Origin of the sequence: Lunatimonas sp., assembly GCF_020832325.1 — a bacterium.
In the GTDB taxonomy this organism is placed as follows: domain Bacteria; phylum Bacteroidota; class Bacteroidia; order Cytophagales; family Cyclobacteriaceae; genus Lunatimonas.
In genome coordinates, this window is sequence record NZ_JAFIEU010000050.1 from 119468 (window position 1) to 143643 (window position 24176).

At 46.9% G+C, this 24176-nt stretch carries 20 protein-coding genes; 8 read left to right on the plus strand and 12 right to left on the minus strand.

The genetic code is table 11. The annotated features are described in order from the left end of the window. Both JJU34_RS19685 and JJU34_RS19690 read left to right on the plus strand, forming a co-directional pair. Nucleotides 1–363, plus strand: coding sequence for a response regulator (locus JJU34_RS19685; RefSeq protein ID WP_228694136.1), 363 nt, complete (start codon nt 1–3; stop codon nt 361–363). Between the two features lie 374 nt (nt 364–737). After that, on the plus strand, nt 738–941 hold the full coding sequence (locus JJU34_RS19690) for a hypothetical protein (RefSeq protein WP_228694137.1): 204 nt from the start codon (nt 738–740) through the stop codon (nt 939–941). Here the strand turns inward: JJU34_RS19690 and JJU34_RS19695 are convergent. Beyond that, on the minus strand, nt 932–3448 hold the full coding sequence (locus JJU34_RS19695; RefSeq protein ID WP_228694138.1) for an ATP-binding protein: 2517 nt from the start codon (nt 3446–3448) through the stop codon (nt 932–934). The genes JJU34_RS19690 and JJU34_RS19695 overlap by 10 nt on opposite strands. Before the next feature lie 306 nt (nt 3449–3754). Between JJU34_RS19695 and JJU34_RS19700 the strand changes: the two genes are divergently transcribed. Further along, on the plus strand, nt 3755–4489 hold the full coding sequence (locus JJU34_RS19700) for an NYN domain-containing protein (protein ID WP_228694223.1): 735 nt from the start codon (nt 3755–3757) through the stop codon (nt 4487–4489). Between the two features lie 114 nt (nt 4490–4603). Here the strand turns inward: JJU34_RS19700 and JJU34_RS19705 are convergent, their stop codons facing one another. Then, nucleotides 4604–5185 carry a DUF4136 domain-containing protein gene (locus tag JJU34_RS19705; protein ID WP_228694139.1) on the minus strand — a complete coding sequence of 194 codons (582 nt, stop codon included), beginning with the start codon at nt 5183–5185 and terminating at the stop codon, nt 4604–4606. Nucleotides 5186–5519: 334 nt separating this feature from the next. Then, nucleotides 5520–7196 carry a ribulokinase gene (locus JJU34_RS19710; RefSeq protein WP_228694140.1) on the minus strand — a complete coding sequence of 559 codons (1677 nt, stop codon included), beginning with the start codon at nt 7194–7196 and terminating at the stop codon, nt 5520–5522. Nucleotides 7197–7637: 441 nt separating this feature from the next. Between JJU34_RS19710 and JJU34_RS19715 the strand changes: the two genes are divergently transcribed. Continuing rightward, nucleotides 7638–9848 carry a DUF5916 domain-containing protein gene (locus JJU34_RS19715; protein WP_228694141.1) on the plus strand — a complete coding sequence of 737 codons (2211 nt, stop codon included), beginning with the start codon at nt 7638–7640 and terminating at the stop codon, nt 9846–9848. Nucleotides 9849–9894: 46 nt separating this feature from the next. Here the strand turns inward: JJU34_RS19715 and JJU34_RS19720 are convergent, their stop codons facing one another. Beyond that, nucleotides 9895–10467, minus strand: coding sequence for a DUF4136 domain-containing protein (locus JJU34_RS19720; RefSeq protein WP_228694142.1), 573 nt, complete (start codon nt 10465–10467; stop codon nt 9895–9897). A 228-nt stretch (nt 10468–10695) separates the two neighbouring features. Between JJU34_RS19720 and JJU34_RS19725 the strand changes: the two genes are divergently transcribed. From JJU34_RS19725 to JJU34_RS19740, 4 genes are all read left to right on the plus strand, one after another. After that, entirely contained in the window at nt 10696–11403 is a 708-nt protein-coding gene (locus tag JJU34_RS19725; protein WP_228694143.1) for a DUF2490 domain-containing protein, read from the plus strand. Nucleotides 11404–11467: 64 nt separating this feature from the next. Further along, nucleotides 11468–12205: a LamB/YcsF family protein gene (locus JJU34_RS19730; RefSeq protein ID WP_228694144.1), complete on the plus strand. Its 738-nt coding sequence runs from the start codon at nt 11468–11470 to the stop codon at nt 12203–12205. Further along, nucleotides 12205–12903 carry an allophanate hydrolase subunit 1 gene (locus JJU34_RS19735; protein WP_228694224.1) on the plus strand — a complete coding sequence of 233 codons (699 nt, stop codon included), beginning with the start codon at nt 12205–12207 and terminating at the stop codon, nt 12901–12903. Before JJU34_RS19730 ends, JJU34_RS19735 begins: the two co-directional genes overlap by 1 nt. Further along, on the plus strand, nt 12893–13753 hold the full coding sequence (locus JJU34_RS19740; RefSeq protein WP_228694145.1) for a biotin-dependent carboxyltransferase family protein: 861 nt from the start codon (nt 12893–12895) through the stop codon (nt 13751–13753). The genes JJU34_RS19735 and JJU34_RS19740 overlap by 11 nt, the downstream gene beginning before the upstream one ends. A 1-nt stretch (nt 13754) precedes the next feature. Here JJU34_RS19740 and JJU34_RS19745 read toward each other — a convergent pair whose 3' ends face one another. From JJU34_RS19745 to JJU34_RS19780, 8 genes are all read right to left on the minus strand, one after another. Then, complete coding sequence (locus JJU34_RS19745; RefSeq protein WP_228694146.1) at nt 13755–15224, minus strand: sodium:solute symporter family protein; 1470 nt, start codon at nt 15222–15224, stop codon at nt 13755–13757. An 86-nt stretch (nt 15225–15310) separates the two neighbouring features. Further along, nucleotides 15311–16654 carry a Gfo/Idh/MocA family oxidoreductase gene (locus JJU34_RS19750; RefSeq protein ID WP_228694147.1) on the minus strand — a complete coding sequence of 448 codons (1344 nt, stop codon included), beginning with the start codon at nt 16652–16654 and terminating at the stop codon, nt 15311–15313. 23 nt (nt 16655–16677) lie between these two features. Further along, the gene (locus JJU34_RS19755) at nt 16678–17721 is read right to left on the minus strand and encodes a Gfo/Idh/MocA family oxidoreductase (protein WP_228694148.1); all 1044 of its coding nucleotides are present in this window, start codon (nt 17719–17721) and stop codon (nt 16678–16680) included. Nucleotides 17722–17813: 92 nt separating this feature from the next. Continuing rightward, on the minus strand, nt 17814–18887 hold the full coding sequence (locus JJU34_RS19760; RefSeq protein ID WP_366512731.1) for a PmoA family protein: 1074 nt from the start codon (nt 18885–18887) through the stop codon (nt 17814–17816). Nucleotides 18888–19067: 180 nt separating this feature from the next. Continuing rightward, entirely contained in the window at nt 19068–20429 is a 1362-nt protein-coding gene (locus tag JJU34_RS19765; RefSeq protein ID WP_228694149.1) for a Gfo/Idh/MocA family oxidoreductase, read from the minus strand. Nucleotides 20430–20454: 25 nt separating this feature from the next. Continuing rightward, complete coding sequence (gene uxuA, locus JJU34_RS19770; protein WP_228694150.1) at nt 20455–21648, minus strand: mannonate dehydratase; 1194 nt, start codon at nt 21646–21648, stop codon at nt 20455–20457. After that, on the minus strand, nt 21645–22460 hold the full coding sequence (locus tag JJU34_RS19775) for an SDR family oxidoreductase (protein ID WP_228694151.1): 816 nt from the start codon (nt 22458–22460) through the stop codon (nt 21645–21647). Before JJU34_RS19775 ends, uxuA begins: the two co-directional genes overlap by 4 nt. A gap of 42 nt (nt 22461–22502) precedes the next feature. Then, nucleotides 22503–24149 (minus strand): altronate dehydratase family protein, encoded by a 1647-nt coding sequence (locus tag JJU34_RS19780; RefSeq protein WP_228694152.1) that lies wholly within the window; start codon nt 24147–24149, stop codon nt 22503–22505. Nucleotides 24150–24176 lie beyond the last annotated feature (27 nt).

Consider the following 24176-nt stretch of genomic DNA (forward strand, 5'->3'; position numbering starts at 1 on the left):
ATGGGAACATCCATCAACAAAATATTAATCGTCGAAGATGATGTGGTTTTTTGCAAGATGCTCACTCGTTTTTTGTCCAAGAATGGGTATCAGGTGTTTGATGCGCAAAATGCCGCTACGGCTTACCAACTTCTAAAAGATCAGCAGATTGATCTAGCCATATTGGACTATCGACTGCCGGATGCAAATGGATTGGAGATTTATAAAACCATCAAATCAGACCAGCCAGATGCCAAAGCTATTCTGATCACCAAGTTTTCAGATGTACGCCTGAAAGACGAAGCAGACAATGCGGGAATAGACGGGTACATAGGTAAGCCGTTGGATCCAAACGAACTATTGGTACAAATTAGGTCGCTATAAATTGGGCTAATTGCAGCTCTAAATGGAACAGACTCTATGCTGTTCCAAGGAAGCCATCGGAGAACTTTTGTCGACAATCTGATCTAAGTGGATTTGGTTGGAATGTCGGAGGGGTCTTCGGTGGTTTTTTATTTTTTTATGGCAATATGCCGCGGCTGCCGTTGTACTACCCATCCTGTTGGGGCGGTCTACATATTGTGGAGTCACTCCACAACTTTTCCCCATTCTATCCGCAAAACCTACCTCAATTTGCTGCTTTTGTAACTGGCATCCTTTCTGGACTACACAAACAAGCGACGAACGCTGCACAGGCTATTTAGTCGAATCATTGGATCGGAAATAGCCTGGAACATTTCAAGCCAAATGACTAACGTATGAAGAAGTTTCTGGTATTACTCGTATTAACCGTAGGGTTTTTGGTCACCGTTTCGATGTCTTGGGGAAGGTTTTCGCAGATCATGCTGGAGGTGGGTTCGCTAAGTCACGGTAGCTCCTTGGATGCTTCTGAGGGAATAGAAGGCATATCTACCCGTGAAGCTGAAGGTATGGAAGACTACGAAGCACTAAGTTACCGGTAACCTTGTGTTTGCGGGAGTTGAAAATCATCCGCTACCTGCTCCAACACTTTTTTGATTTCATGCTGCAAGTCCTGAATCAATTTGGCTGTTTGAGTTCGCTCACCATATTTGAGATCAATCTCTATGCGCTTTGCCAACTTACCGGACTGAATTCCAAATTGCCCCAACCTGCTGGAAAGTTGATGAGTCAACTCCCGTAAACGGGCAAAGTCGTTTTTTGATAGGCTATTTTCCAGTTCTTTCAGGTCAGCTTCTGTTTGTACATAGAAGTCTCCCACCAATTCAGTGACCATGTCATCGTCTCCCATGGAGAACTTACGAATACTATCCAGATCGTATAGTTTTGTAGGTTTTGATACCTGGGCCTCATTTGGGAAAGCTTCGCTTTGGTATTTCAGTGTTATGTAGTTTGCTAGCTGAGCCAACAACTCAGATTCTTTGAAAGGTTTCAGGATGACTCCGTCAAATCCTTGTTCCACCAAGGTGTTTTGCTCCTTGGCAAAGACATTGGCAGTGAGTGCCAGCAGCGGTTTTTGTTTCGTTGCTGTGTGGCTTCTCAATACTTTTAGCACATCGTAACCGCTAAAAAAAGGCATTTGGATATCAATTAAAGCTATGTCGAAGTACGCTTGTTGGTAGTGGTCCCGAAAATCAATACCACCATCATAGGCGCTCACCTCGGCTCCCAGACTCTTCAAAAGCAACTCGGTAAATTTCCTGACAGTTTTATCGTCATCAACCAGCAAAATATTGATCCCATCGAGCCGGAGGTTTGCCGGGCTTTCCTCCACATTAGATACTTTCACAGGAGCAGTTTGCTTGGAAGGGATCGTGACGGTAAAGGTGCTTCCTTCACCTACCTCCGATTCCAGATTGATTTGGCCTCCCATCAATACCAGTAATTTTCGAACGATTGACATACCCAGTCCTGTCCCTCCAAACCTCCTCGTAATTGCTGTGTCTCCTTGGTCAAATGCGGAGAAAACCTTCTCTTTGGTAGAAGGAGTCATACCTAATCCGGTATCTGCTACGCTGAAGATCAATCCTTCAGTATCCAAATACTTGGCGGATACCTGAATGCTTCCCGATTCGGTGAATTTTATGGCATTGGACAATAAGTTGTTCAGGATTTGATTGATGCGAAGGCTGTCTCCCATTAACCAGCATTCTTTTGGAAAGTCCAGCATGAGCTCCAGTTTCAGCCCTTTGTCATTTGCGCTTTTCTCAAATAATTCAATGGCTTGGCTAAAAATTGTGTGAGGATCGAAAGGCCTTTCTTCGATGGCGATTTTTCCGGCCTCTAATTTTGAAAAATCCAGGATATCGTTGACTACACCGATGAGCGTTTCAGAGGCAAATCCAGACATGGTTAAATACTCTCTTTGTTTGGCCGTGAGATCGGTTTTTGCCAATGCTTCCTGATACCCTTGAATCACATGCAGTGGATTGCGTATCTCATGACTCATATTGGCTAAAAATTCCTGTTTGGCACGGGCGAGGTTTTCAGACTTCAGCTTTGCCTCTTGAAGGGTTTTGTTGTATTTCTCAGATTTTCGGATTTCTCGGGTTATAGTGAAGATGAATGCTGCGGAACCGACTACACCCAAAATGATTAAACCGGCCAAGAAAAGAGAAAGCCGATAGGTGAGCGTATACGCGTTCTCGTTTTCTGACCTGCCTTCTCTTATAGCCTCGTATTGAAGTGAAGCAATGATTTCCTGAATGTACAGGACCAATTCGCGGTTCTTTCGGGTTAGCTGCTGCTGAAGGTTGGTCAGCCTGGCTCGCAGAAAGCGCTCCTCGCCGGTAAGTTCCTGCATGTAACTCCGCAATGCCACTAAGATGGAGTCGGTCTGTGAGCTTTGTTTAGCGTTAGGAGAATCGTCCACTCCAAGGGTAGATTCCAAAAAATCCATGACTCGATCCATTTCAGTGTCTTCAATGGTAGGTTCATCGATGGGTAGATTTTCGGTTCCCGAAGCCGATTGATTTTCAGATGGGTTCGTAAGTGACCGGGCAGGACTGAGTCGGGACCTTAATCGATCAAGGTTCTCCAAACTTCGCTTCTCTTCTTGCCTGCGGATTTTTCGTTCAATATTATCCAGCGCTTCTTTGCTGAAATCCCGGTTTTCTACCCGTAGTTTTACTTCGTGTAGGTTGTTTTGCACTTCCAACAGCTCTTCTACATTGTACCAAATGCCATTCAATTTATAGATTTCAATGGGATCATTGGACCGTTTTTCCAGTTGAGCAAGCTTTTCTTTAATCAGAAGCAGGGGGGATGTACCGGCTGAGTCAGTAGCAATTTCTTGAATACTTTGGTCAAGCTTGTACACTTCAGACAGAAGTTGGTTGTAGGCGATCAGGCGTTCGTTAGGCTTAGACAAAGTCTCGACGGACTCCAATAGGTTTTTCACGCTCACGTAAGTGATTACGCTCACTCCAATGATGAGTGCGATTGCTAAACTGAACCCTGCAAAAACCTTGACGGTGGTGTGTAGTTTCATATGTTAATAATTGTTTTTCAACTGTCACAACTTATCCCGGTTTATCGGAATGCCTGACGGTGGGTGTACAGAGGTCGCATATCGTACAAGCACACCTATGTGTGACGATAGCAGTAAATCCAGCTCTCCTTATACAGGTTTGATTTGATCAATATGTATTCCGGTCTAGCGAGATCAAATACTATACCAGCCGAATTGGAAACAGTTTGGGGTGGTCGAGGCCAAAGATGAATGCGCTGAGCGGTATCGATGAAAAACGTAAATATGCCTACCTTTGCGGCACAATCATCTTTTTACATTCAAGGTATGCACCAAGACATCAAGCTCGCCGTATTAATAGACGCCGATAACGTTCCCTCGGGACAGGTAAAGGAAATGATGGAGGAAATCACCAAATACGGAAACCCTACTATCAAACGAATCTATGGGGACTGGACAAAGCCCCAACTGGGGAAATGGAAAGCAGTCCTGCTGGAAAACGCCATCAATCCCATACAACAGTACAGCTATACGTCGGGTAAAAATGCCACGGATTCGGCGATGATCATAGATGCAATGGACATCCTTTATTCCGAAAAAGTCAACGGATTCTGTCTAGTGTCGAGTGACAGCGATTTTACCAAGCTTGCCACTCGCCTGAGGGAGGCAGGCATGATGGTGATCGGCTTGGGTGAAAAGAAAACACCAGATCCTTTTATCGTTGCCTGTGACAAATTTATTTATTTGGAAATCTTACAGCAGGAGACGGAGGATGTGAAAGGAAAGGAAAAAGGGCCGAAGCAATTCGAGCAGATTACACCCACCATGCTACGCTTGATTTCTTCCACCATCTCGGATTTGGCCGACGACGACGGCTGGGCTTTCCTGGGGGATGTCGGAAACCTCATTCAGAAAAAACAACCCAACTTTGATTCCAGAAACTACGGGTTTCAGAAGCTTACTCCTTTTATCAATTCTATTCCAAAATTTGAAATAAAAGAGCGGGTACATCCCAAAAGTAACAACAAGCTGATTTACGTACGCAACAAGCCTTCGAAATAAGCGAAGAGGCGAACACTTACCGCTAGGGGTACACGAGATGATGTGTCAAAAAAAACAGGGTGCCGTAGGTAGATACGACACCCTGTTTGAATTTGATGACCGACTATGTTTGAGTTAATTTTGTGTAGTTAGAATTTTAAATTGATCCATCACTTTGTAGGTAGCTCTGGTCAGATCGATGTTTATGTTGGGAGATTCGTAATCGAAGAAGGCGTTGGTATATCCTTGCCAAACCGTATTTCCTTTCTTGTGGTCAATTACCAAAATCACCAACATACCGTCGTTTTGGGTATATTTAACCGCATTGTAGTTTTCTCTCATTTTTTCCCGTGCCACGCTGTCTGGTTCATCTTCGAGCAACTCAATGCCCTGCTTTTTAAGCCAGAAGTCGAAGTCAGGTTGGTTATATCCCCGGTACCTTACCTCGCTTTGATATAACTTATAGATAACCAATAGGTCAGGGTTGTTGTCTTTTATCCGAAATCCCTGTGATCCCAGTCGGGAGGAGATTGTCTTTTCGATTACTTCACCAAACGCATTGTCGCCTTTGGTTTCTTCTTCTACAAAACCGAAGGTCTTATATTTCTTAAATGCACCACGGTAGTTGTAATCGTACTCAGCCACAAAATCACGCTGGGAGAGACAGGCTGAACAGACAATCAGCAAAACAAGGATGAAGTAGTTAATGTGTTTCATACAAGTTGTCATTAAGATAGTGTTGTTAACGGATTTCAAAGATTATAACCATTTATTATTTGGTCGCTTCCGGAAAATAGGCATTTATAACAGGTAACTTTGTGTTAACATCCTATATCCTTTTTTGTTTTCAGATTGTATGGGATTCTTATGTAGGATAATGTTAGTGATTTCCAAACCATAATGCAAGTAAAAATATATTTAATATTTCCGAAGGGTGGATTGACGGTATTTGTACCTTTATTTTTAGGTGTATTTGCTGGTGGTTAGGTAGTTAGCCATAAAAAAAGCCGAAACCAGGTTGGCTTCGGCTTGAAGGTTGATTCTTTTCCTTTTATCCCCGTTGATAGGTCATTGATTCGATAAATTCACCAAATCTCAGGTAGTTTTCATACGTTTTCTGATAGGCAGCTGCTTGGGATGGATTTGGGTAATAGGTCTTATCAAAGCCGTTTCCCATTCGGTCGATGGCGTCCTGTAGGGTAGGGTATATGCCGCTCGCTACGGATGCATACATCGCGGCGCCAACTGCCGGTGCTTGTTCAGAGGTAGCCACTTTTATGGGCATGTTCAGCACATCAGCCATTGTTTGCATCACCAAAGGTGATTTCTTGGCAACCCCTCCTAAACCTACTACAGTATCAATGGTGATTCCTTCTTCCCGGAAACGTTCCACAATACGTTTTGAACCGAAGCAGATGGCGTCCACCAGTGCCTTGAAAACTTTGGCTGCATCAGAACCCATCGTCAACCCCAAAATGGCTCCCTTGAGCTGCTGATTGGCATCGGGGGTTCTTCTTCCGTTTATCCAGTCTAGGGCTAAAACGCTGCTTTCCTCCGGCGCTATTTTCATTGCTTCCACGGTCAGTTCAGCCATTAACTTTTCTTCAATCTCTTCGATTAATTGGCTTTTTAAGGTACTATCCAACAGTTTGCTGTGTTTGATGATTTGGGTTATGGGGTCAGCGATGAGATTTTTGAACCAAGCCAATACATCGCCAAAACCCGACTGACCAGCCTCTAATCCAATGGTGCCGGGTACCACAGATCCGTCTACTTGCCCGCAAATGCCCTTTACCAACTTATCACCCAGCGAATCGTAGGAGGTGATCATGATATCACAGGTAGAAGTTCCCATCACTTTAACCAAGGTATTTGCAGCTACCTGTCCGCCCACCGCTCCTGCATGTGCGTCAAAAGTACCGACCGCGACCACCGTGCTCTCCAATAAGCCAAGTTTGCTTGCCCATTCAGAAGAAAGGGTTCCTGCTGCTTGGTCCGAGGTGTGGGTATCTGTGTACAGCCGATCTCTTAGCGTGGCAAGATCTGGATGTAGTTGTGCTAAAAATGTTTTGTCAGGTAATCCACCCCAGCTTTCGTGCCACAATGCCTTATGACCCGCAGCACAGCGGCTGCGCATGGCTTTCATCGGATCAGTCACCCCTGTCAGTGTAGCCGTTAGGTAGTCGCAGTGCTCCATCCATGAATAAGCCGCTTTTGCCACTTCCGGTGACTGTTTGTAGATATGGGCAATCTTTGCCCAAAACCATTCTGAAGAATAGATTCCTCCTTCGTATTTGGTGTAATCCTCACCGCCCCAAGAACGGGCTAGCTGGTTTACCGCTTCCGCTTCGGCAATGGCTGTATGGTCCTTCCATAGGATCATCATGGCATCTGCATTGGAAGAAAATTCCGGCAGAAGCGCTAAAGCTTCTCCAGTTTCAGTTACCGGTAGGGGAGAGGAACCGGTGGTATCTATACAGATTCCTTTGATCGTTGCAGGGTCTGCACCACTGATTTCCACCACTTTTCTTATTGTATGTGTAATCCCCTCCAAATGATCCAGTGGATGTTGCCTAAATTGGTTGGAGGCTGGCTTGCAAAACTTCCCATCCCGCCACCGGGGATAAGCAAAGACTTCGCTGGCTAAGGTTTTTCCGTCTGCGGTATCTACCAATACCGATCGCACCGAATCTGTTCCAAAATCGACTCCGATTACATAATGTTTCATGTGTTTATAATTGTTTTTCAGCGGTCACATGGAATGCCCTATTATAATCATTCTTCTGTGTGAGAACTTTTCTCATGGGCATTTCATCTGATAATAATTTGTTTTTCAAAGGTCAGATGGAATCTCGCACGTATTACAATCGTTCCTCCGTGTGTCGCTTGCGTCGTGCTCGATTTCATGTGTCTATTAATTTGTTTTTGCAGCCACTTACCTAGTAGCTTCAAACAGGGCAAGGGTTATACTGTTACGCCGCAATTTAGGTCTATTTGCTGCGCTATCCCAATGATAGAAACTTCTTACGGAAATTTTTCTGTTTTAAGGGTACATTGATTGATGGAAGCAATTTTGCATTGAATAAAATTTTTTTCTATGCCAATGGTGTAAAACTTTGGTTTGTTTTCGGTCGAATCATTTATTTTCACGGGGAATTTAGTTTTCGGCATGAAAAGGCATTTGGTTTTTGTAGCGGTGATGGTGTTTTTTGCATGCTTCCATGTAGGTGGGCAAAGCCTTCCGGGACTGGAAGCGGCAAAGGTTGACTATCCCATTACGATTGACGGAGAGTTGGATGAAGCCGTTTGGTTAGACGATGAAGGGTGGGCCATGGACTTCGTCCAGTTTTTTCCCAGTGACACATCCTTATCTACGGTCAAAACCTTTATTCGGGTGGCTTATGATGCCAAGTTTCTCTACATCGGAGCTGTCATGTACAATCGGGGTCCTAGGGAATACTACGTGAGTACCTCGCTACGCAGGGACTTTAGAGGAAATCAAAACGACGGGCTTAGTATCATGTTGGATACTTTCAATGACCGTACCAATGCTTATCTTTTCGGTATTAACCCCTATGGTGTGCAGCGGGAGGCAATGCTGGGAAATGGCGGGCTGCAAAGTGCCGATTTAAATTTAGCATGGGATAATAAATGGCTATCAGCCGCGAAAATACACGATGACCGATGGGTGGCAGAGATTGCCATCCCCTTTTCTACACTTCGTTACAAGGAAGGTTCTACCAACTGGAACGTCAATTTCTATCGCATAGACAGTGAGTACGCAGAGAAGAGTACTTGGACTCCTATTCCCAAGAATTTCAATGTGACCCATGTGGCGTTTACGCGTAAGCTTCTGTTTCCAGAACCCCTGCCTAAAGCCGGAGCGAATGTTTCCTTAATTCCCTATACAGCCCTTGGGGCATCTCAAAACACGTTGGAGGGCATTTCCGACCCGCTGCGGCCAACCGTGGGCGGCGATGCCAAGATTGGGGTAGGACCGGCCTTGAACCTAGACCTTACCTTTAACCCCGATTTTTCGCAGGTAGAGGTGGATGAGCAGGTAACCAACCTAGATCGGTTTGAGATATTTTTCCCGGAGCGAAGGCAGTTTTTCCTGGAAAACGCAGACCTCTTTGCGGATTTCGGCACCGATCGCATTCGACCATTTTTTTCCCGCAGAATAGGGGTGGACCGAGATGAAAACACAGGTCAGAATGTGCAAAACCAGATTTTGTACGGTGCGAGACTTAGTGGAAAGCTCACGGATGATTGGCGAATCGGCACCATGAACATGCAAACAGCCAATGACCCATTGAGGGGCATTGAGGGAAAGAACTTCGCCGTGGCAGCCTTGCAACGAAAAATATTTAACCGATCTAATGTCGGTCTCATGGTGGTTAATCGGGAGTCCATGGATACGGAGAAAGGGGGATTGGCCATGAAAAACGGTGCCCATAATCGACTGCTGGGATTGGATTACAACCTATTTTCTGCAGACAACCGATGGAGCGGAAAGTTTTTCTACCATAAAACGTTTGAAGACGGTGACCATCAGGATACCGGCACCGGTCATGCGAGTTTAACCTTTATGGATACCCATTTTGCGGCGGGACTTTCCTATTCGTACGTCGGCGAGAGTTATAATCCTGTGGTGGGTTATACACCTAGGGTCGACTATCAGCGCATTGCACCGGAAGTGGCCTATCTTTTCTTTCCTAACACCGGTAACGTTAACCGCCACGGACCGGGCTTTAAATCCGAGACTCTTTGGAACGAGCGGCTAGGGGTAACAGACGAGCTACATTCTTTCCTGTATTTGATTCGTTTCCATTCCCATGCAGAAATGACCTTCACCCTAAATAACCAATATACCTACTTATTCTTTCCCTTTGATCCCACACGGATGGGCGGAGAACCCTTAGCCGAAGGAACGGCTTACCGGACAAATTTCCTGGGTTTTGACATCAGAACCAATCCAATCAACGCGTTTTCGCTGCGGGGAATCGGCCAAATAGGACAGTATTACAATGGAAATATGGGGAGTTTTTCAGGGACCTTACAATGGAGACTTGGGTATCTCGCCAATATCTCGATGAACGTAAGCTACAGCCGTATCCGATTACCTGAACCGCAGGAAGATGCAGACTTGTTATTGTTGGGACCTAGGGTGGATCTGACTTTTACCCGAAACCTATTCTGGACCACTTTTGTCCAATACAACAATCAAATTGACAACATCAATGTCAATACTCGTTTGCAATGGCGATACGCACCGGTATCCGATCTGTTTATGGTGTATACTGACAATTATTTTCCAGGCACCTTTGCTTCAAAGCAGCGTGCGTTGGTGATGAAATTAAACTATTGGTTAAATCTGTAGGGTCATTAAGTTTAAAAACGCTTGAGCGCCTACTAGGTGAAAGTTCCTAACTTCTTGCGGAAATAGTACGGGCAAATTCTTTCAGAATCTTATCCACCGATGCTTTTAGGTTTTTAGACCGCTGATCCGGTTTGTTGATTTCTCCGACGGCTGAGATCCGCATCACCACTTTATCTTGGCGGGTGTCTATAAAATCAACCACTACCTCTCCCATATCGTACTTCTCTACCCTAAAGCCACCTCCCATACCGGGGCCCATCATCCAGGGGTTGCCCCACATCCAAGGATTCATACCCCATCCCCAAGGTCCCATAGGCGCATTGTTTATCTCTTTCTTTCGGTCTGTGAGAATGGTATTGTACCGAACAATTAGATCCGGCTTTTGTGCATCTAGCTGGTAACCAAATTTCTCCATGCCTTCGGTTAGCCGTTTCTGTAAGTTTTCTTCCAGTACAGGTGAATTGAATGCCTGTGCATCGTAGTATTCGCTGATTACATAAAAGGTCTGGAATGCCTCCGGTTGAGCCATCTCATTTTTTTCCATGTACACCTTTACCGGACTACAGCCACCTGCCACACCGGATAACACCAACAAAACGATGATACTGTATTTGGTCATTTTTCTGTTTTTACCTGTAAGACGAATTAGCTTGTGGAATTGTTGTATGGAATTCAGTGCGAAAATTAGTTTTTTTTGATTTTGTTCGATGCTTCCCTTGAAAATATATTTATGTATTTCCTGTATCAGGTGTGGTTTTACGGGTAAGAACGGGAGGATTTACCGCTAAAATGACTAGGATGCACTTTAGCCGAATGTATGGGTTTATTGCAGGTATTTTCCCGAACTTTGCAAGTAAATGTAAGGCATGGTCAGGCGATGGTTCGAGGATTAGTTATTTTGGTGGTAGTTTTCGTTGTTCCCTTGATAGGACAAGGCCAATCGGTATTTCGCGAGGGGCAGGGAATGTGGTTGATGTTTTTTAATCGGACAGAAATTACGGAGAAGTGGAGCCTGCATACCGAAATTCAGGATCGGTCTTACGACATTAGTCATAAGGAAGAGCAATTGCTGCTGAGGGGTGGCCTCAATTATCACCTGAAACCTCGGCTGTGGCTTACGGCGGGATATGGCTATATAGAAAGCTATCCGCCAGAAGGAATCAGTTCGCCCACGGTTATCGAGCATCGTATATGGCAGCAGGTGCTGCATTTCCACACCCTAGGCCGCTTGTTTATTGAACACCGAGGTCGACTGGAACAGCGGTTTGTAGGGGATCGGTACCGAGATCGGCTTAGGTATCGGTTGCTGGTAAATGTGCCTATAAATAAAGAACGAATGGGACCTAAGACCGTGTTTGCCAGTGTATACGACGAAGTGTTTTTTCATTTCGAAGATTCCCCCTATGACCGGAATCGGTTGTACATAGCCTTGGGGTATCAGTTTACGAGGGGTGTAAATGTTCAAACTGGATGGTTGGCGCAGAATTTTAGTGGTAAAACGAAGGGCTACTTGCAATTGGGAGTATTCGCCAATGTGCTGCATAGTAAGAAATAGGCTGCCGTTTGGTTATTAGGCCTTTGGACGATATTTTTATAGGTCGCAGATAGAAATTGAGACAATGGTAAAGCGGATAGATGTAAATGCAGACCTGGGTGAGGAGATGGGTTTCGATGCAGCAATCATGCGCTTTATAAGCAGTTGTAGCATCGCCTGTGGAGGTCACGCCGGAAATCCTGACACTATCCGGGAGGCGGTGATGCAAGCACAGTCCTATGGCCTTCGAATCGGTGCACACCCGTCTTATCCTGACCCGGAGAATTTTGGAAGGATTAAGATGGAGATACTTCCATCCGCCCTGGAAAATAGCGTAAAGGCTCAAATTCAGCTAGTGACCGGTCAACTAAACAGAATGGGGGTGCCCCTGCATCATGTAAAGTTTCACGGTGCATTGTATAATGAAGCTTGTGTGGATTCTGTACTGGCTCAACTGCTTGTCTCACTCCTGCGGTCGGAATTTCCTGGAGCTAAGCTTTATGCTCCGTACGCCTCTGAGATGGCCGCTGCGGCAGGTTCAGTGGGGGTGGAGGTGTGGTATGAAGGCTTTGTGGATCGAAGGTACCACCCTGACCTGACCTTGGTAAAGCGATCGGAAGAGGGTGCTGTACTGAAGTCGTGGGTGGAAATCCGCGAACAGGTGGAAGAACTGTTGCTTCGGCAGCGAGTAAGGACCTCAGACGGTAGTTGGAAGGCTATATGGGTAGATACGCTCTGCTTGCATGGCGACCATCCGGAAGCGTTGCATACTGCCAGAAACCTAAACCAATGGATACAGCATCACGGAATGGTTACAAGGTAATGGAAAAAACGATTCGACAAATATCGCCGGAAATTATCGAGATTAGTTGGCCTGCACTAATATCGAAGGAAATCGCAGCCGAGATGTTGCAATTACGGTCTTCGTTGGCCGAACACTTGGGCGATCGTCTGAAGGATATTCGACTGGGCTATCATCGTTTGTCCGTAGCCATTCGGGCAGGTACTTGTCAGATAAGCGAACTAAGGACTTTGTTAGAAGACTTAAGTACCGGGCAGAGACAGGTGTCGTCAAAGCGATGGCAAATCCCGGTGTGCTATGATCCCTCTCTGGCAAAGGATCTGAGTCCCTTTCTGAAGAGCACAGGACTTGGTCTCGATGAGTTGATCAGACTACATACGGGAGTAGGCTATTTACTGCATTTTTATGGCTTCCTTCCGGGATTTATGTACCTGGGAGGCTTGGTGCCTGCGCTTCACTGCCGTAGGAAGAACTTTCCTGAGCGAAAAGTGGAAAAAGGATCCGTTGCCATCGGAGGTTCCCAAACGGGCATCTATCCGGTAGAAAGTCCGGGCGGATGGCATGTGGTGGGAAAGACACCGCTAACGTTATTTGATCCGGTGAGTGGTCAGCTACCTCCATTCACCCCGGGAGACGTTATTCAATTTTTTTCCATCGCTCGTACCGAATACGAACAACGGCTAGGTTCCTCGGTCAGGACTTTGGAATATGAGAAGTAAGTCCGGTCTTCTTTATTTTCGACAGCTCGGCGTTCAGGTTAGCCTTCAGGATGCTGGGCGCGTAGGGTACGCTGCATATGGCATTCCAGAGTCGGGATTTATGGATGCTGTTTCGGCGAATCGAGCCAATTTGCTGTTGGGAAATCCTGTAGGAAAGGCCTGTTTGGAGTTTTACCAAGGCATGGCTACCATGGAGTTTACTCGTGCCTGTCAAGTGGCTTTCTCAGGTGCGCCTGCTCAAATCAGTGTAAATACCCTTCCTTACCAAATGCAACAAGTGATCACGTTGCAAGGAGGTGATACCATCGAAGTTTCGGTGTCCCGATCGGGAAACTGGCTTTACATGGCCTTGGCCGGTGATTGGGATCAGCCAACTTACTTTGGAAGTAAAAGCTTTTATCAGCCAATCAGCGGAAGATCAGGATTTCGGGTAGGGGATGAAATAGCGTTTTTTCCTAAAAGGGAGCGCATTACTTCAAAAAACGCCTACGTCAAGCCTTCGTCTTTTTGGCATCCTACGGTAATATCGGCTTATCCAGGCCCTGATTTTGAGCTCCTAGATCTAAGGGGCCAAGAGCAACTATTGGGGTCTTCATTTCAGGTGACCACGTCAATCAACCGCATGGGCTACCAATTGGAAGGGTCGATTTCACATGCTCTCCCTGAAATACTAAGTGCACCGGTTTATCCCGGAACAGTGCAGCTTACGCCGTCGGGAAGGTTGATCGTACTCATGCGGGATGCACAGGTGACGGGAGGCTATCCACGGGTACTTCAACTAACCCCCAGGAGTTTGGCTGCATTTTCCCAGAAGCGGCCAGGGGAGTATGTATCCTTTCAGCTAGCCTAAGTTACCGCTCTACGGCTAGGTCATCCAGCATCTGTTGTACCTTTTTGGGGGGCTCCTGCTTGCCCAGCTTTCCAACCACGATGTAAGTAATCGTGGAAACCACCACCGGTAGACTGACGGACAGGGCCAAACTTCCCAAGTCGTAGGATTTGGTGAAGATAAAAGCAGTCAATCCCATTAGAATGGAGGAAATGGCAGCGGCGGGCCCACAATTCTTAAACCATGGGATGACACCAAACAGCATAGGGACGGCTATCGGTCCTACCAAAGCGCCAAACCAACTGATAATCAACCCTAAAACACCTCCAAACCTTTCAAATTGAAAGGCGATGACGATCGTAGCTAGTGTAAACAGAAAGGTGGTTACCCGAGCGATACCAAGCGAATTTTTTCCGTCTTTAAACTTGGCATTTAAGGCTGGAAGTATATCTCGGGTAATTACGGCACTTATTGTGTTGATGTCCGAAGAAGTCATGGACATGGTGTTCGCAAATAAGGATGCTACCACCAAACCAACCAGTCCGATTGGCAAGAGTTGCATCGTCAATATACCGTAGGATTGGGTAGGATCTTCCATCTCCGGGAGTAATATCGGTGCGGCCCACATAGGGAAAAACAAGATAAGCGGCCATACGAGGTATAGGATTCCGGAAAGGCGGGCAGCCTTGGATGCTTGTTGTTCAGAGGGGGATGAGATGTAGCGGGTGGCCAGATTCCACTGTCCACCGTTATAGGAAAGGAAGTTGATAAATAGAAATGCCAGCGCGAAACCGACGGTGTAAGGTTCGTGAAAGAGCTGACTGTTCTCTGCGGGAAGTTGTTCCCACATGGTAAAAACCGAGCCTATACCACCTAGCTTGGCAACAACTACCACAAACATGATAACACCAGCGATGATCTGCACAATAAATTGGGCAAAATCCGTGATAATCACTGCCCAAAGTCCGCCAAAGGTTATGTATAATAAGGATATGCCTCCAGAAACCAAGATACCTACCGGCAGCGACACGCCGGTAAAAACGTTGAGGAGTACGGCAATGGCTGCCCACTTTGCCCCAATATCAAAGAGCTTTAGAGTAACGCCGCTCCAAGCCATTAACTGTTGGGTGAAGAGGTTGTACCGAACTGTCAAAAACTCCAATGGCGACTGTATCTGATAGCGTTTACGGAGCCTAACCCAAAAGACCGGGAATACTCTTGCGCTCACGACGATGGTAAGACCAATGGTCAGCGCCCACCAAATATAGAGGGAAAACCCATGGGTATAAGCCAGTCCGGCATAGGCCACAAATACCGCCCCACTATATCCGGAAACGTGATGGGAAATCCCCGAAAGCCACCAGGGCAATTTCCCTCCCGCGACAAAATAATCTTCCGAGTTTGTGTTTTTGAAATAAGACCAAATACCAATACCCAGCATAAGCAGGAAAAACAGGGCTATAACAACCAGGTCGAGTAGGCTAAGTTCCATAAAAGAAGGTGGTAAGTGTATAGATTAAACCCTGCCGGATTGTGCCGGCAGGGTAGTTGGAGAGGTAGGGTAAGGTAAGGGTTGAGTTAAACCTTGGGTTCCCAGCCTTTTTGATAGTCACGGCTCCATAGGGCCATGGCTTTCTTATCGTTTTTAATGCGTCCGTTTGATGGATCGATTTGTAGGGAGCGGCCTACACGTTGGGAGATGTTTCCAAGTTGTACCAACAGGGTGCTTTGGTGTGCACCTACGATCTCAGATCTTACCTCCACACCCTTTTTGATGCCATCAAAAAAGTTCTGAATGTGAATGGCATCCAAAGCCTGAGCGGGACTGACCCGATTTTGGGGATCGATGGGCATGTCGTTCTTCACGTCTTTGACGATCTCGTTCTTAAGGTTAAAGATCTTGTAGGAATTTCCGCCTTCGATCAGTACACTGCCGGTTTCTCCATAGAAAAGCACCCCAACGGAGCCTCCTTCAATGTGTTTGCCGTTGCAGCTCCTTCCTTCCCAGGTAATCACTCCTTTATCGCCAAACTCCATGTTGATGATCTGGGTGTCTGGTGTTTCCCAGTCATCCTGATAGTGGTAGCGTCCGCCGGCTGAATTCACCATGGTTGGGTAATCTACCTGTAGACCCCATCGCGCCAAGTCTACCATATGCGTACCATTATTTAACGCTTCGCCTGTTCCCCAATTCCAGAACCAGTGCCAGTTGTAATGGATGAGGTTATCCCGATAGTCTTCCCGTGGGGCAGGGCCTTGCCATAGGTCGAAATCCAACCAATCAGGTACGGCGACTTTCTTTCCCTGTCCGATTGGTCCGCGGTTGTTGGCATACCAGGTTTTTGCCATATACGGTTTGCCGATGGCACCATTATGAACCTCTTTGATACCAGCAACTACATTGGGCCATGAACGCCTCTGATTGCCCACTTGAATTACTTTTTGGTATTTCCGCTGCGCAGCGATCAGCATTTCCCCTTCTTTGGGGTTGTGGCTACAGGGTTTCTCCAAGTAGACGTGTTTTCCAGCCTGTACGGCCATCAGGGCCGCAGGTGCATGCCAATGGTCCGGTGCGGTCACTACAAGGGCGTCTACGTCCTTATCTTCGAGGACTTTTCTGACGTCCTTTTGTTCCTTGGGTTTTGTTCCCTGAATTTCTTGGATAGCGGCAGTAAATTTGGACGAAGCGTTGGAATCGACGTCACAACTGTAAATTACCTCGCAATTATCCTGTCCGGCAAAGTTGCTCCCTACGGCCATTCCACGGCTGACCACCCCCATACAGGCGACCTGAATGCGCTCGTTTGCCCCCAGGATTCTGGCATAGCTTTTCGCAGATATTCCGGGGAGAATGCCACCTACAGATGCCAAAGCAGCACCTGCGGCTGCTTTCTTTACAAAGGTTCTTCTAGAATTTTTCATATGTCTATAGTTGTTTCTCAACGTCAGAGGCTGATTTTATCTGCCGCTTTTTGGGCTTTTGTCATCACATCGGCAATAGCAATTGCCTGTCCCTTTTTACGTCGACTTTCACTGGCAGCCTCCATAAAGGCAAATAATTCAATGGTTTCTTGCGGATCAATGGGAGGTTTACCTGTATTGAAAAATTGAGCAATCTCTACCAACAGAGGTCTGTAGCCTCCGTACGGCCCCAAGTCGATGATTCCTTCGGATCCAAATGCAGTACCTCCATAGCCAGTCTTACCGGAGCGTAGACCTCTGAAGGTGCCGATCCGACCGTCTTCCCAGGTGCCGACAACCACTTCTGAATCGGGATGGAAGGTACGCTGCACGGTTTTGCAGCCTTTGCCCATCACCGCGTAGAGTGTTTCAACGCCATGAATACCATACCAGAACAGATCCGGGTGAGTGGGTTCAAGCGTGGCGGGACTATACGCATCCGCTCCCAAGACTTTACCTATCTTTCCCTTATTTACCGCGATCACATTTTCCATATACCGGAGTGAGGACGAGGAAAACGTAGGTAGTCCATACTTCTCTGAGGCTTTGAATATGGCAATTGCATCCACCAGAGATGCGGAGATGGGTTTGTCGATAAACATTCGCTTTCCAGCTTTAAACACTTCCAAGGCCTGTTCCAAATGGAGTCGTCCATCGTTTGTTTCCAGAAGGACAAAATCAACTTTGTCCAAAAGCGCCTGTATGGAATCGACCACTTCTACACCCAATTCCTGAATTTCCTTGATGTATCCCGGAATGCGGTCTACCGATGACTTGATGTCTTTGCTGCCCTGTGGATAGGCAGCAACAACCTTGTATCCCCCCAAATCGGCCGCAGCATCCGAAGCATTAAACGCCTTGGTAAATGCGATGCTATGTGAGGTATCTAAGCCGATAATTCCGACTCGCTTTTCGTTCTTCTGGCTGTAAGGCTTCGTGAATGCTTCAAAGTGCTGACTCATGCTTAGTCCGGCACCGGCCAACATGGCTTTTCCGATAAATTTCCTTCTGTCAATGGGGGGCGTCATATGCTTATACGATTAAAGTTAACGTTAACGGTGGGTTATACACCTACGACTTCGAAGGCCAATTTAATACTAAATTTCATAAAAAGAAGGGCTTATTTTGTAAATGCCTTATAGTCCTTTTCAACGTCTTTATCTCCAACGGCTTTGCCAGAGTAGACGACAATGCGGTGCCTGAAGGTCGTGGACTCTCCGTTTTTCAAGCTATGGTTTAGCTCATCCTTTCCACTGCTCATGGCTTTTTGGCCCAATGGGTTTGCCGCGTACAGGCCATATCCTCTTGCATGCCAGTATGTTGGGAAACCTACATTTAGTGGGTGGTCTAGTATGGCAACTGAGATGTTTTCACCTTGAATTGTTCCGCTTAGATTCATCCATTTTCCACGGGTTCCCCATACGTCATCCCCCTCCAGTCCTTCGCTGCTGCGGTATTTTCCGGTTACACCTTCATTATTCATGGAGGGAACGTCGGTTGGATTGCCCTGTGCGTCGGTAAACTTCTCCGGTTTATCCGAAGGGTGCTCCAGTTCTCTTGCCATTCGGAGTCCAAGCATGCCCTCTTTGTTATCGGTAAAGGACACGTCGGTGCGAGCAGTCAGCTTGGTGATTCGATCAATGGTACGTTTATCTCCCTTTCCGGCAAAAATAAACGTGGTATTTTCGGTTAATAGCACGTTGCCTTTGCTGTCAACCCAGTCCATGGTTACTTCCAATGTCCCTTCCTTGGACCCGCTAACTGCTTTGACAATGCTCTTGTGGAGGATAGTGCCGTATCGATCTTTCCTTTCCGGTGAAATTGCCTCGGAGTTATTCCAGAAATCCAAACCATTGACATCGCCGTAGTTCAGCCATAGGCCAATGTGGTGTGGGTGGTCTACGCGTTCTCCTGGTCGGTTGGCGATAGGATACCCACGGGTGATAAAAGTCTCACTTGCGGTTTTTATGGGATAAAGGACTGGCTTGGCGATGTTTTCTGGGTAAATATAGGAAGTAAAATGCTTGCCGTCAATGATGACATCCACTCTGCGTTCTGCGTCGTTTTGGATGAGTTGAATTCGCTCGTTATCCTCCATAAAGTGTGGGGTTAATCCATCATTTGCAGCAATCGTAGGCAGCAATGGCAAGAAAAAAATGATAAGGATTAGGATTACTAGATTTTTGTTTCTCATGATTATCTGGGTTTTGGGAAAGTTGATGTGTACGTGATACTGTAAGATCTGTTGGTTTCACTGGAAAGGATTGTGGCTTTTGATTACCTGTAAATGAGGGGTGGATCCGAACGAATCCACCCGTATTACCTTTATTCTAGATTTAAGGCTACTTTTTATAGATGAAATTACCTAATACTACTAGGCCTTCAATTTAGGCTCCCAACCCTTTTCGTATTCCCTTTTCCAAAGCGCCATCGCTTTTTTGCTATTCTTGATGTGGCCGTTTTTTGGATCCACGTCCAAGATTTCGCCGGTACGGGAGGCAATGTTAGCCAGGTGGCAAAGTAGAACACTTTTTGCGCCCTCGTCGATCGGGGCCCGCTGAGCTTCCTTTCCGCGAATTGCCTCAAAGAAGTTGACGACGTGCCGCGTAGACATGCCACCGCCGCCTCCAAGTTGTGTGCCGCCTTCGTCACTGCCGGATGCATTTTCCTTCACAAGCTTGCCGGCCCTATCATACAGCTTGTATCCTCCTCGATCCACGAACACCGTTCCATCTGATCCGTAGATAATGGTACCTCTGCCGGTAGGGCCAAAGGTGTTGTATCCATTTCGACTTTTCCCGTCCCATTGTATGGTGCGGTTTCCGTCAAATTTAAAAACCGCGTCCATGGTGTCGTACATGGTCCAACCATCGTTTGGCCAGTGGTATTTACCGGAATCCACGATTACCCTGGATGGAAAGTCAACCTTCAGTGCCCAGTGGGCAACATCCAGTTCGTGGGTTGCATTGTTTCCGGATTCGGCCGTACCGTAATCCCACCCGTACCAGTGCCAGTTGTAGTTCCACGTATCGTGTTTGTATTCCCTCCTAGGGGCAGGGCCCTGAAACAATTCCCAATCCAATCCTTGGGGTGGTGCTGCTTTTTGGGGTACAGGCACTTCCCCTCGGGCAGAATTGTAAAACGCAGTTGCTTTAAACACGTTTCCGATTACCCCGTTATGGATTTCGTTTATGATCTCAATAGATTCGGGTGCGGAACGCTGTTGGTTACCCATTTGCACTACTTTGTTGTATTTTTTCTGATAGGCTACCAGCAGTTCTCCCTCGTAGGGGTTGTGACTACAGGGTTTTTCCACGTATACGTGCTTGCCAGCTTCCAATGCCAACCAGGTACCTGGTGCATGCCAGTGGTCTGGGGTTGCGTTGATAAGTGCATCCACCTCTTTATCCTCTATGACTTTCAGGATACTGTTTTCCAACTTGGGCTTGTAATCAATCACCTTTTGGAAATTTTGTAGAGCCTTTTCTCGTTGGGACTCCATTACATCGCAAAGGTATACCAAATTTACGTTGCTGGATTTCAGTCCTATGGGCTGGTAAAAGGCGCCCAATCTACGACCTAATCCTGCGATGGCGACGTTGATGCGCTCATTGGCTCCAATGATTTTCCCATAGCTTTTTGCGGAAAATCCAAACGCACCCAATGCAGAAATACCTGCGGTGGTCATGGCGGTTTTCTTTAGGAATTTTCTCCTCGCTTGGTTGTTATTCTTCATGATTAGTTTAGGTTACTTTAGTCGTTTATATTTCTTTTTGTTTCATTCTGTGAACCAAGGCCTGTTCTACGCCTCGAAGTTCTGCCAATCCTTTTAGTCGGCCAATAGCTGAATAGCCGGGGTTAGTAACTTTGCTTAGATCATCCAGCATCTGATGCCCGTGGTCGGGTCGCATGGGAAGTGCTTTTCCTGTACGCTGTTGCAGCAGAACGAGTTCCTTTACGACCGCCACCATGGGTACATCACCCTCCAAGTGATTGGCTTCGTAAAAATTGCCCTCTTCGTCGCGCTGGGTACTGCGCAGGTGGACAAAGTGGAAGTAGTCACCGTATTTTTTCACCATCTCGGGTAGGTTATTGTCTGCTCTTACCCCTAAGGAACCCGTGCAGAAGGTAAATCCATTGTGTGGGCTGTCGTTGCCCGCGAGGATTCTGTCGTAATCGTTTGCAGTACTCACCACCCTAGGCAATCCAAAGATCGGAAATGGAGGATCATCGGGGTGAACACAGATAAAGACGCCGCTTTCCTCGGCAATGGGTATTATTTCGTCCAGAAAGAGCTGTAGATGAAGAGCCAGTTTTTCGGCATCTATATTCGAATAGGTATCCAACGCCGACTGGAAGTCCTCCACGGTATAGCCTTCCTCCGCACCGGGTAGGCCTGCAATGATGGTGTTAACCAATCGTTCTCTTTCCTCTTCGCTGATGTTCTCCACGTAGGTTTTAGCTTTTTGCAGAATAGACGCGGTATAGTCCTTTTCCGCATTTGTGCGCTTCAATATGTGGACGTCAAATGCAGCGAGATGCGTCATGTCAAATCGGAGTGCTTTCGCTCCGTTGTCCAGGGTATAGCCTAGATCTGTTCGGGTCCAATCCAATATCGGCATAAAGTTGTAACACACCACATGGATGCCCTCTGCGCCAAGGTTACGAATGGTTTGCTGGTAGTTTTGAATGTAGGTCTGAAAATTACCACTTCTGGTTTTGATGTTTTCGTGAACCGGGACACTCTCTACGACCGACCACGTCAAGCCTGCTCTTTCAATCAATTCCTTCCGTTCGCGGATGGCTTCTCTTGGCCAAACGGTTCCGTTGGGTAGATTGTGTAATGCGGTCACTATCCCGGTGGCACCTGATTGTCGGATATCTGTTAGGCTTACGGGATCGTTGGGGCCATACCATCTCATGGTCTGCTCCATTAATACGGGTTTATTGCTCATACTCCTGAAAATGCATTGAATCCTCCATCTACTTCAATTATCGTTCCAGTAACAAACTTGGAGGCATCGCTACATAGAAACTGAATGGCCCCGAACAATTCGTCGGGACTTCCAAATCGTGCCATGGGTGTGTTTTGGATGATTAAGGTGCCTCTTTCGGTGAGGCTGCCGTCTGGGTTAGTTAAAAGCGTACGGTTCTGTTCGGTCAAAAAGAATCCAGGTGCTACTGCGTTGACCCGCATGCCTTCACCATATTTCTTGGCAAACTCCGTGGCGAGCCACTTGGTCAGGTTATCAATTGCTGCCTTTGCGGAGGCATATCCCATCACACGCGTCATCGGCCTACTAGCTGCCATCGATGAGATATTGATAACACTGCCCACTTTGGTTCCTGTCATCATGGGCAAGAAAATCTTAGTGGGCAGGAAGGTTCCCATGTAGTTCAAATCCATGATTTTGCGTACATCTTCGCCTGAAAGATCGGTCAAAAACTGGTTTGGCATCACCACTGCACCTGGCATATTGCCTCCTGCAGCATTGATCAGGACATCCAGCTGTTCAAACTCCTGGCTTAGTTCACCAAAAAGCGTTTGCAGTTGCTGCTCTTGGGTTACATCAGCAACGGCGGGGTGGGCAAATCCGCCCTCATCTTTGATTTCTTGGACAAGTGCGTTGACTTTTTCAGGGTTTCTGCCTAAAATAATAACCTGTGCGCCTTCAGCGGCCAGGTGTTTGGCGATTGCTTTGCCCAAAATACCCGTGGCCCCGCTGACCATGATTATTTTGTTCTTTACTGAAAATAAGTTAGACATAGATTGGGATTTTGGTTGGTTTGTAAAAACTTCTTGGGTGAATTACAAAGATACGCCTCTTTTCCAAGGGATAAAATCATCTTGGTTTAACTGCACGGCTTTGGGTTTGATTTTTCCACTTGCCACCTGAATGATAAATTCCATCATGTCGTCGCCGACCTCTTCAATGGTCCTTTCGCCAGACACCACATACCCCGTATCTACGTCAATGATATCGGCCATTTTTTCCGCCAGCTTGTGGTTGGAAGATACTTTGATTACTGGTGTAATCGGGTTACCTGTAGGAGTGCCCAATCCTGTTGTAAAAAGAATAATGTTGGCTCCGGATCCGGCCATCGCTGTCGTACTTTCAACGTCGTTACCTGGCGAACATAGTAGGTTCAACCCCGGCGTTACAGCTTGTTCGGTGTAGTCTAGCACGTCTACGATAGGAGAGGTACCTCCTTTTTTGGCGGCCCCAGCAGATTTGATGGCGTCGGTAATTAAGCCATCTTTGATATTGCCTGGAGATGGGTTCATGTCAAACCCAGAACCCACAGCTTCCGCTCGGGCTGCATAGGCCCGCATCAGGTGGACAAATTTTTCCGCGGCTTCGTCCGTGGTGCAGCGATTGATCAATTCCTGCTCAACTCCGCAGAGTTCGGGGAATTCAGAAAGGATGCTTTTCCCCCCAAGGGCCGCTAGGATATCGGAAACATGCCCGAGGACGGGATTTGCCGATATGCCAGAAAATCCGTCCGACCCACCGCATTCCAAGCCGATGGTGAGTTGGGATAGGGGAGCGGGTTGACGTTCTACTTTGTCTGCGTCGACCAATCCAAGAAACGTTTCCTGTATGGCCCGTTGGAGCAAGGTGGATTCTGTTCCCTCCCGCTGCTGCTCCAATATGATTACTGGCTTTTCGGGTTTGGGGGATAAGGCTGCCAGCTTTTCCCGAAGGATAGCGGGTTGTGCATTCTGACAACCCAAACTGAGGACTGTTGCCCCTGCTACATTGGGATTGGCGATGTAGCCGGCAATCAAGGCACAAAGCGCCTCGGAATCTTGGCGGATCCCTCCGCAACCTCCCTGATGGGTAAGAAATTTAATACCATCCACGTTCTTGAAAACTCTATCGTTTTCGGACGCTTCTACAGTGTCTAGCATCATCTCTCCCGAGTTGGTAGATCCATTGCTCAGATACTGATTCTTCATTTGCCGAACGATGCTGGTGTAGGGATTTGGTTTAACAAATCCGAGCTCTTCAACAAAAGCCTGTTTTAGTATCTCGATGTTTCGGTTTTCACAAAAAACCAAGGGAACGACCAACCAATAATTTGCGGTGCCTACTTTTCCGTCGGCGCGGTGATAGCCATCAAAGGTTCTGCTTTTCCACTTGCTTACATCAGGCACTTGCCAGGTAGCCGAATCCCGTCTACCGGTAAATGTTGAAGTGGCATGTGCTACATTCTGTGTGGTGATGGCTTCGCCGGCAGCAATCGGGTGTAGCGCTTTTCCGACGATGATCCCGTACATATAGATATGATCCCCAGGCTGAAAGCCCTGTATGGCAAACTTGTGCTTTGCGTTGACATCAGTGTGTAAGGTATAGGCTTGGTTTTCAAACTGCACCGTGTCTCCCTTTCTCAAATCCGCCAAAGCTACCAGTACATTATCTGCAGGATGTATTTTAAGCACTTTATGTTTCATTTCGTTTTTTTGTGTTATATTGAGCAA